The following is a 9,429-nucleotide window of genomic DNA, read 5'->3' as shown; positions in this document are numbered from 1 at the left end:
ATGGAAAGCATGAGTGACGAGAAGAGCGGCGGGTGGCGTAGTGCAGCGCCTTCCAACGTCCGAAGTAATCGAGGCTCGACCACGAAGCGACAGGCCAGCAGTCGTTGAGCTGCCAATATAAAATTCCTGCAGCGCGGTCTGGGTGGCAGCGCCAATGTTCCACGCCGTAACGAATGCCTTCTGCTTGAAGCACCATGCTCAAATAAACCAGCGATTCAAAATCGTTGGGCAGGCGGAAGGTGTCAAGCATCTGCCCGACCATCAGCGAATTTCCGCTCGCGTTTTTCTGGTGCATCTCTCCATCACGTAGGAGGTCATGTTCCAATCGGCTTCGTCCGCGCATAGGTGCGGATGGTTGCCAGGCGGCAGCGCCCTGAAAACCGAACTCGCTCATAAAGCGCGGATATTGATCGCGATATGCGGTGAATGGTTTTCGTCCGTGCCACATCCCAATAATGGGCGTCGCCTTGAAGCTGTCCTTTCGGGCTTTCAAACCGGAGTATCAGAAGATGGCGAGCTGGGCCAATACGAATGATCGGCATCTTCCACCAGCACCACTCGGGCAGTGTGTGATGGAAGAACTGATCGTAGGCCGGCTTTCAACCCTTGCAATTCCAGGGTCCTTCCAGGTTCCAATCCACCCAGCCCCATTCCATTTCATTGTTGCCGCACCACAACGCAAGGCTCGCGCGATGGCGCAAACGGCGCACATTCTCAACCACTTCCACTTTGACGTTATCGAGAAATTCCTGCGTGTCCAACGGGTAGATACTACACGAGAAAATAAATTCCTGCCAGACCAAAATTCCATAGCGGTCGCAGAGATCGTAAAAACGTTCTTCTTCGTAAAAGCCGCCGCCCCACACGCGCAGCATATTCTGGTGCGTCTCAACCGCCGAGCGAATCAGTCCTTCGAGGTACTCATCCGAAATGCGGGTGGGGAATGAATCGGCAGGAATCCAATTGGAACCTTTGGACATGATCGCGACATTGTTGACCACAAACTCAAAAGATTTTCCCCACTGATCTTTCTGCTGACGCAATTCAATTGTGCGCAAGCCGATCTGATAATTCCGTTTATCCAGTTGTTTGATGTCTTTATCGATGAGGGATATTTCCACCTGATAGAGCGGCTGTGCTCCGTAGCCATTCGGCCACCAAAGCTGCGCCTCTTTTATCTGGACCTGTAAACTGGTCTCGCCACCCTGGGCAATTTCTACGCTGGTTTCAAAAACCTTGCCATCCGGCGCAACAACGCGCATGGTCGCAGAGCGGGGCGCTTCGTCCCAGCTTTGAACAGAGACCAACGCTTCGACAGTCACCTGTCCATCCACATGCTCCTGCCGCAGATGAACCTCAGAGAAGCGTGCCGCGCTATATCCTTCCAGACGAATATCCTTCCAGATACCGATGGGCGGAAGCTGCGGACCCCAGTCCCAGCCAAACTGGCAGGGAGCTTTGCGCAAATGCGGCCCGCCGATGATGGCTTGAGAGACACCCGGCATGGGGCGAATGGCTTGCTTTTCGGCTGTGTATTTCACAGGCGAAGCAAAGGAGATGGTTAAGTCGTTGGCGCCTTTTGCATTCAATAATGATTTGACATCCCATTGATACTGGCGGAACATATTGTCCGTGCGGCCAAGTTCATGTCCGTTGAGGACAACTGTCGCGAGAGTATCCAACCCGTCGCAAACCAGAAACACTTTTTCTTCGGAAAGTAATTCATCGGTGCAGGTGAAGCTGGTATTGTAGGCCCAGTCAGATTCGGCAACCCATTGAACGCGCTTTTCGTTATCGGCGACGAATGGATCGGGGATACGTCCACTCGCCATAAGATCGGTGTGGACTCCGCCGGGAACGGTGGCAGGCAGCCATTCTTTTGTCCCTGCTTGTTGAAATTGCCATTTGCCAGTCAAAGATTGAATGTTCTTCATATTATTTTCCTATGATTGGGATGAGTAATTCTTTTCTACACTTTTTTACAAGCCTGCATTGGCTAGCCAAGTTGCCGCGGCTTCAATTTTTATTTTTGTTATAGAGCGCTTTCCAAAATCAGGTTGGGCACATTCGTGCTTCTTTCTTTTACCAGCGAGAGGCAGACCATCCCCAAAACGGTCAACCCAGCCCACAGGGCGAAGGGAGCGCCGGGCCAAAACACAGCCAAACTATTGCCAAGCGGAGGGGCGATAAAATTGCCAAGTCCGCTAATTGCCATGGTGAAGCCGGTGGCAGTCCCAGCGTAAACAGGTCCAACGCCATCCACCTCGATAACCATTGTCAAAAAGATCGCCATGAAGGCATCGCGCACGAAACCAGCCATCAACACTGCGACCCAGATCCAAACGCCGCTGGCAAAACTTAGTAATCCCGAGCCAAGAGCCACCATCAAGGCGGCGGTCAAAAGCAGGTACTTGCGCGCACCAAGTTTGTCAGACCAGATCGCAACCGGCAGAACGAAGATCATGCTGATGGTATGAAAGGCCGAAAGCGCCCCATCCGCGCGGACGGCTTCCCAGCCAATATCACGCAGGTAGGTTGGCAGATAACCAAGCACGCCTTGAATACAGCCGCCCACACCAAATAATGTAAAACCGAGCAGCCAGACATTTTTCAATTGGAGAACATGCGAAACCGCAGCCCGCATGGACATATTTTGACCAACCGAATGATGATGCGATGGAAGAGTGCGAACAAAAAAGCCAGGGGATGCTGAACGATGCTCCGATGACTCCATAGGCGATCATTACATTACGCCAGCCGCCCAATAGCGGAGATAAAGTCGTGGCGCTGAGCATTGAGCCAAGCAAAAAGCCGAGTGCCATGCCCATCGAGATCAGGCCATTTGCCAGTCCCAATTGATGCGGCGGGAACCACTGTCCGACAGTTTTGATATTGTTGATGGCAACAAAAGGGATGAGTGCGCCAAGCAAAATAACAACAACGATCAATGAAAAATAATCATTCGTCAGCCCGCGTGCCGCACCCAGAAGCCCGCCCAGCAGACTGCTCACGATCAACACCCGTTTTGGTCCGACCTTGTCGCCGACCACGCCGCTGAACAAGCTGATAAAGATGGCTGGCAGAGATCCAATCCCCCAAACGATGCCAACTTGCACGAGGCTCAAGTGCAGATCCTGCGCGATCTCTTTGGCTAAAACAGACATGCCCATGGCAGGGATTGCCACCACGAACATGTTTGTCAGGATACTGAGAGTGAGGATATACCACTTGTAATTATTTGGCCGGTCTGTCATGACTTTTTGGCTACTTTTGAATCAATACGAAAGACCAAAGCCAAATGAATAGAGTGGATTTTCTGAATCGTATGGAACGTCCGCTTTTTGATTTCGCACAGCGTCCATTGAAGAGGGAAGTTCAAACGGCAGTTTGCCTTCGGGGCGGGCTTTGCCAAAAATGATATTCAATACAGCAGCATCACTGGCGCCATACTCAGCCAATAACGCGCGGGCAGATTGATTGATCTCAGGAATAACAGCAGGGCGATCCAGATACAGCACCACAATGGTCGGTACTGTTCGTAACAGGTCAAGGATTTCAGACTTTCAGCGGTTCTTTGAAATCGAGATCGCCATGATGAAAACCTTGCGCAAAGGGATTCTTCGTTTCCACCGGGATCCAGGGAGTGTCCAGCCGCAAAATGGCAAAGTCTGCTTCTTCCGGAGTTGTCACAATCTCAGCGTATTGGGATGCGACAGACGCATCCATATTCTTGATGAATATTTTCGGCTGACCTTTTAGTGGAAGAACATGATCCTCATTTTTGAGAAGGGTCATGGCGCGCTGCTGTGAGGCCAGCCCAGCAGCAATGGACTCTGAACGTCCCAACACATTTGGCACATCATCTTCATTTACGAATGGATCATCGAACAATCCCAACTCGAATTTTAGGCGAAGCAAACGCCGCACAGATTGGTCGATCCGCGCTTCAGATAAGCGGCCTGCTTTTACCAGTTCGACAACATGCTCCGGGCAGCTTTCACCGCCAAATTGATCCACACCGGCATCAATGGCTTTCTTTACCCGTTCGGCTTCGCTTAAGTGTTCAACACCCCATGCCCGCGCAGGCCAGATCGTATCCGGCATGTGGGAATCTGTGATCAATCCCCAATCGGTGCAGACTACGCCATCGTATTGATATTTCTCACGCAGCAGGCTGGTGATGATGGTTTTGTTAAAAGACATTGCCACGTTTTCATCGGTCTGGTCTGTGGGGACGCCGTAATAGGGCATGATGGCCGCTGTCTTTGCTGCGAATGCAGCCTCAAACGGGATGAGGTGGTAATCAAAATTATTGCCCGGGTAGACCTGTCCCTTTTGGAATTCAAAGTGCGGGTCCAGTCCTTCGTTTTGGGGACCGCCGCCGGGGAAGTGTTTGGTCATGCAGGCTACACTATGGGAGCCAAGAGTTTCGCCTTGAAATCCTTCGATGTAGGCTTTGACTAAACGAGCGGTCAGATGCGCGTCCTCGCCGAAGGTGCCGCTGATACGGGGCCAGCGAGGCTCGGTTGCAAGATCAATTTGCGGGTGAAGAGAGATGCGGATTCCAACCGCGAGATATTCCTTGCGGACGATATCCGCAAATTGTTTGACCAGTTCAATATCATCGATCGCGGCAAATCCAAGAGTTTCACACCACTGGGAAAAATCCATGGCGGCCATTGAAAAAATATTGCGAGTGAAATGATTGCGGGGATCAGAGGCGATGGTGACAGGGATTCCAAGGCGGGTCTGTTCGGCAAATTGCTGGAGTTTGTTGTACCAGCTTGCGACAACCAGCGCGCCCGGAATCTGCCAGAGGTTGAAGTGATTCATCTGCTGATCTGTTATTTGAGTTACTGCCGCCTGCGCATGCCCCGGTGTTCCTTTATCGTCGATGGAACTGTCTTCATTTACGACTGCGCCATTGATGAACAAAAGCCCCGCTTTTTCTTCCAGAGTCATTTGCTTCAACAAGTCATCAACACGGGCGTCAATCGGCTGACGGGGATCTTCGTATATATCCAACTTGCTGTTTTTGTTGAGGTCGCGGAAACGAAAATCATTCTCTGTTTTGACTAAACTGGATTGCTCCCATTTGCTGTTTTGCATGTGACTCTTTTGCTCACTTTTGATGGCTCTCATTACGTTATTTCACTGGCATCCAACCTCAATAGGAGTGGACTTTATTGGTAATAAGGTTGGCGTTTTTTTTATCCACAGATTATACGAATTTTCGCAGATTTTTCTCTTGAAAATTGTTTAATCTGTGGATTATTTACTGCAATGTCTAGCGTATTACACAGTTGAGAGATCCCACTCTTCATGGATCTTTGGAACATCATTGATCAAGCGTTGAGTGTAAGCCTCTCTCGGATGCAGAATCACCGCATCCGCAGAGCCACTTTCAACAAATTTTCCATGCTCCATAATATATACACTGTCAGAAACAAAATATGCCAGGCCAATATCATGGGTGATGAAAATAAGTGTCATCCCGGTTTCATCACGCAGTTTCATCAGCATATCCAGGATGGTCGCGCGTGAACTTGCGTCGATCATCGAGGTCGGCTCATCAGCCAGCAGAATCTTCGGCTTCAGCAGGAATACACGGGCGATCATCAAGCGCTGCATCTGTCCACCGGAAAGTTCAAAGGGATACTTGTTGGTCAATTCTGCAAATTTCAAATTGACAAAACTGCACGCCTCTGTCATCAACTCCACTTTTTTTGCATGCGGCAGACTTCGGCCGCCGCGCATATGAATGCAATCCAAAAGAACGGAATCGATCTTGTTAAAGATATTATAAGAAGAGAATGGATCCTGGAAGATTGCCTGAATATTTTTCCAATACTCCTGTTTCTTCTTTTGCGACCGGATATCCCGTAGTTTTCCCTGGAAGTGAATCTCACCTTCCGTTAAACTGATCAATCCGAGGAGCATCTTTGCCAAAGTGGTCTTTCCGCTGCCGGATTCGCCTACGATCGAGACGATCTCGCCCTCGTAGAAATTAAAATCCACATGATCTACAGCCAGCGTTTTCTGATTGCCAAAACCAAATATCTTGGTCAGCCCTGAACCGCTCAAGCACATCTTTTTTTCAAGAGAACGCATCTCATCCATTTTGATAAACCTCTCTCAATTTTTCTTCCGAAAAGATACAGCGATAAGAACGGTCGCCTTCAACCTTACGCAGCTCGACCGAATTTGTTTTGCATTCTGGCTGAACGTATCTGCACCGCTCGGCAAACCGGCAGCCAAACGGTGGATTTTTAAGATTAGGCGGCACACCAGGAATGGCAGTTAGTTTGACATCCCGCAGACCTTTTTCAGGCACAATGATCGAGCCCATCAGGCCTTTGGCATAGGGATGGATTGGATCGAACACAGCATCTTTTGAGCTGGCCCTCTCCACAATTTGCCCTGCATACATGACCATAATATCGTCGGCCACATTGTAGAGGAGAGGAAGTTCGTGTGTGATGAAGATCAACGAACTGATCAAACCAGTTTCTATCAATTTCCGCAGCATCTTGATGACCATTTTCTGTGAAGTGACATCAAGCGCGGAAGATGGCTCATCAGCGATCAACACTTTTGGCAAAAGCAAAACCGATATTGCGATCACCGTACGCTGTTTCATTCCGCCTGAAAGTTCAACAGGATATTTTTGCAGTACCTCTGCCGGAAGTCCAAGGGTCTCGAACAATTTTCTGGCACGATCGTAAATATCCTTCTTGGTGATGTAAAGTTCATGTTCTTGAATAACATCTTCGATAAAGTGGATGATCTTGCGGGTGGGGTTGAGCGCGTTCATCGCGGATTGGGGGATGTAGGCAATCTCCTTGCCTAATACAGATTTGCGAACATCATCAGGTTTCATTCCAGAAATATTACGTCCATCAATGATGATTTCGCCGCTCGTATAGTGCAGTGGAGCAAAGTAATATCCCATCAGACTGAGCGCCAGCGTCGACTTTCCGCAACCGGATTCCCCCGCAATTCCCAGAGTTTTTCCTTCTTCGACTTTTAGGGAAACATGGTCGACCGCGTAAACATCCTCCCCAAAGCGGGTGACATATTTTGTTGTCAGTTCTTTGACTTCTAACATTACATTTGACATTTTAGTCACCTAGTCCCTTAATGCTGGATTGAATATCTGGTCGAGACCTGTATTCATCAAGTTCATCGAGAATGTAATCAAGGCAATGGTGATGAGCACAGGGAAGTAAGCCCACCATTTTCCCAGGATATGTGCCTGGTAGATCATTGCCCAGTTCATCATTAAACCCAACGTTGGTACTTCAGAAGTTCTAGGTCCCAGCCCAAGGATCGATAACGCCGCTTCCGCCAGGATACCTGAGGAAATCTGCAGAATCAGTGCCATGATGACATACGAAGCGATATACGGCAGAATATCTGTAAGGATGATGTGAACGATCGAGTGCCCGGATAGTTTCGACAGGTTGACATGGTCGCGATTCCGCAGTGAAATCACTTGCGACCTCACAGCTCTGGCAGTCCAGACCCAGGCGGTAAACCCAATCACCGTTGCGACAGTGATCGCACCGCGTTGTTCCTGCCCAATACTATAAGAAATCAAAATCAACAAGACAAAGCCGGGGATGACGGTAAAGAGGTTTGTAATGAACATGATTACATCATCCACCGCTCCGCCGATATACCCCGCCAGCAATCCCAGGGTTAAACCAATCAAGGTTGCGATGATCCCCGCGACAAAACCGATCTTTAGTGATGTGCCGGTCGCAGAAACCAATTCTGTTAGCATGTCCCTGCCGAAGTTATCGGTTCCAAGTGGCAGAACCCGTACATTTGCAACCTGACCGATATTCACATAATCAGATTGATTAACGACATCTTTCTCCTCCAGGACGCCCGTTTGCGGGTTTTTTGCTGCAATGGTAGCCCCTTCTGTCGCCAGAAGTCCTTCGAGTGAGGTATCAAGCCTAAGATAGTAATTTCGCCTTGCATTTGTCATCCCAGGAACATTTTTCTTGGAATCATAATTATTCACCCATTGATCCAGGAGTTTTTCGGTGTTTGCCATATCGATTTCGTTTTCAGGAATTCCATATGCCAAAAGCCATTCCTTAATATCAAGGCGTTCCTGGTCTCCCAATTTACCGGCGATTCTTTTTGCAGCGGCATCATCCAGATTCAGCGTATACGGTGTGGCGCCAATGCTGTCGTAAACATTCGCATAAATTCCGGGCTCGAAGAAAGTGCCCTGACCAATGATCGCCAATGGGGAATCTTTTATGAACAGCGGATAAACAATCACGATCAGCAACAATGTCATGAAAATGGAAAAACCAACAACAAATTTACCAGAGCGAAAAACTTGTTGAATCGTATGTTTCATAATTGCATCCGTCCTTAATCAGCCTGGGCTGCTTTAATGCGCGGGTCGATTAAACCATATAAAATTTCGATGATGAAATTCGCGCTCAACACCATCATCGTGATGATCAAGGTGCATGCTGAGATCAGGGGATAATCTTGTCCCATGACACCGTTTAAAAGCGTGGTACCAAGTCCCGGATAGCTGAAGATGATCTCTGCCACCAGCGCGCCTCCGACCATGGTGCCGATGGATAACGCCAAACCGGTTACCTGTGGAAGCATGGCATTTCTAAATACATAACCGACGATCTTTCGATCTTTGATTCCCAGAAAGCGGCTGTATTTTACATAATCTGCATTCAGTTCATAGATAGCCATGGAGCGCATGCCGATCGCCTGGCCGCCGATCGCGATCAATACGATTGACCAGAACGGCAGTTGGTAATGAACAATGACAGACCACAGAAATGACCAGGTAAAGCTGGGCATGAGGTCAAATCCATATCCGCCTGAGGTCGGAAACCAATTTAAAGTGACCCCAAAAATAACCAGTAAAATGACCGCCATGCCAAATTGTGGAAAATTGCTTATAAAAATACTAATGGGCATGAGGACTTTATCAAAGCCCCCTTTGAGGTAAGCAGCCAACGCGCCAAGCGTATTGCCGATAATCCAGCCGACAATGATCGCTGGGAACTGTAGCCATATCGTCCACCAAATGGCTGATTTGAGAACATCTGCAACGGTTCTGGGGTATTGGCTGAACGAGAAACCAAAATCGCCTTGCGCGACATTCTTTACGTAAATGAAGAATTGTTCGAGCATGGGTTTATTGGTGCCAAACAACTCTGTATATTGCTCATAGATTTTTTGGACACCGCTCGTATTGGACATGCCTTGAGCGTACCTTGCTACGATGGCGGCCACTGGATCACCCGGCATCAGACGGGGTAATATGAAATTTAACAAGAAAGCGAAAACAAAGGTAACTAAGAACCAACCCAGCTTTCTAAGGAAATATTGTCGGTAGCCTTTCAACGTAACACCTCCTCGCAAATAAAATGGACA

8 protein-coding genes and 2 pseudogenes are annotated in these 9,429 nt (G+C 48.7%); all 10 read right to left on the bottom strand.

Features of this window, described 5'->3' with window-relative positions; all coding sequences use genetic code 11:
• A pseudogene (locus IPL17_RS19455) lies at positions 1 to 493 on the bottom strand (hypothetical protein); the annotation flags it as partial.
• A 106-nt stretch (positions 494 to 599) separates the two neighbouring features.
• Positions 600 to 1,934, bottom strand: a complete 1,335-nt coding sequence (locus tag IPL17_RS19450) for a hypothetical protein (protein ID WP_345308744.1) — start codon at positions 1,932 to 1,934, stop codon at positions 600 to 602.
• Between the two features lie 98 nt (positions 1,935 to 2,032).
• Positions 2,033 to 2,644 (bottom strand): MFS transporter, encoded by a 612-nt coding sequence (locus IPL17_RS19445; protein WP_345308743.1) that lies wholly within the window; start codon positions 2,642 to 2,644, stop codon positions 2,033 to 2,035.
• Between the two features lie 55 nt (positions 2,645 to 2,699).
• Positions 2,700 to 3,194: pseudogene (locus IPL17_RS19440) on the bottom strand (MFS transporter); the annotation flags it as partial.
• A gap of 81 nt (positions 3,195 to 3,275) precedes the next feature.
• Complete coding sequence (locus tag IPL17_RS19435) at positions 3,276 to 3,521, bottom strand: glycoside hydrolase family 3 C-terminal domain-containing protein (protein WP_345308742.1); 246 nt, start codon at positions 3,519 to 3,521, stop codon at positions 3,276 to 3,278.
• A 34-nt stretch (positions 3,522 to 3,555) separates the two neighbouring features.
• A complete protein-coding gene (locus IPL17_RS19430; protein WP_345308741.1) occupies positions 3,556 to 5,142 on the bottom strand; it encodes a glycoside hydrolase family 3 N-terminal domain-containing protein in 1,587 nt (528 codons plus the stop codon).
• Between the two features lie 153 nt (positions 5,143 to 5,295).
• Positions 5,296 to 6,111, bottom strand: coding sequence for an ABC transporter ATP-binding protein (locus IPL17_RS19425; protein ID WP_345308745.1), 816 nt, complete (start codon positions 6,109 to 6,111; stop codon positions 5,296 to 5,298).
• Between the two features lies 1 nt (position 6,112).
• Positions 6,113 to 7,120, bottom strand: coding sequence for an ABC transporter ATP-binding protein (locus tag IPL17_RS19420; RefSeq protein ID WP_345308740.1), 1,008 nt, complete (start codon positions 7,118 to 7,120; stop codon positions 6,113 to 6,115).
• Between the two features lie 9 nt (positions 7,121 to 7,129).
• Positions 7,130 to 8,380, bottom strand: a complete 1,251-nt coding sequence (locus IPL17_RS19415; protein ID WP_345308739.1) for an ABC transporter permease — start codon at positions 8,378 to 8,380, stop codon at positions 7,130 to 7,132.
• 14 nt (positions 8,381 to 8,394) lie between these two features.
• Positions 8,395 to 9,399: an ABC transporter permease gene (locus tag IPL17_RS19410; RefSeq protein ID WP_345308738.1), complete on the bottom strand. Its 1,005-nt coding sequence runs from the start codon at positions 9,397 to 9,399 to the stop codon at positions 8,395 to 8,397.
• Between the last annotated feature and the right edge of the window lie 30 nt (positions 9,400 to 9,429).

It is taken from the genome of Candidatus Villigracilis saccharophilus (assembly GCF_016711665.1).
The sequence above is the reverse complement of the archived record's forward strand: the minus strand, read 5'-3'. Positions and strand labels throughout refer to the sequence as shown.

What these genes read in the sequence shown, in the direction of transcription:
- IPL17_RS19450 (WP_345308744.1), bottom strand. Translation starts at nt 1,934, where the DNA reads ATGAAGAACATTCAATCTTTGACTGGCAAATGGCAATTTCAACAAGCA.
- IPL17_RS19445 (WP_345308743.1), bottom strand. Translation starts at nt 2,644, where the DNA reads ATGCGGGCTGCGGTTTCGCATGTTCTCCAATTGAAAAATGTCTGGCTG.
- IPL17_RS19430 (WP_345308741.1), bottom strand. Translation starts at nt 5,142, where the DNA reads ATGAGAGCCATCAAAAGTGAGCAAAAGAGTCACATGCAAAACAGCAAA.
- IPL17_RS19425 (WP_345308745.1), bottom strand. Translation starts at nt 6,111, where the DNA reads ATGCGTTCTCTTGAAAAAAAGATGTGCTTGAGCGGTTCAGGGCTGACC.
- IPL17_RS19420 (WP_345308740.1), bottom strand. Translation starts at nt 7,120, where the DNA reads ATGTCAAATGTAATGTTAGAAGTCAAAGAACTGACAACAAAATATGTC.
- IPL17_RS19415 (WP_345308739.1), bottom strand. Translation starts at nt 8,380, where the DNA reads ATGAAACATACGATTCAACAAGTTTTTCGCTCTGGTAAATTTGTTGTT.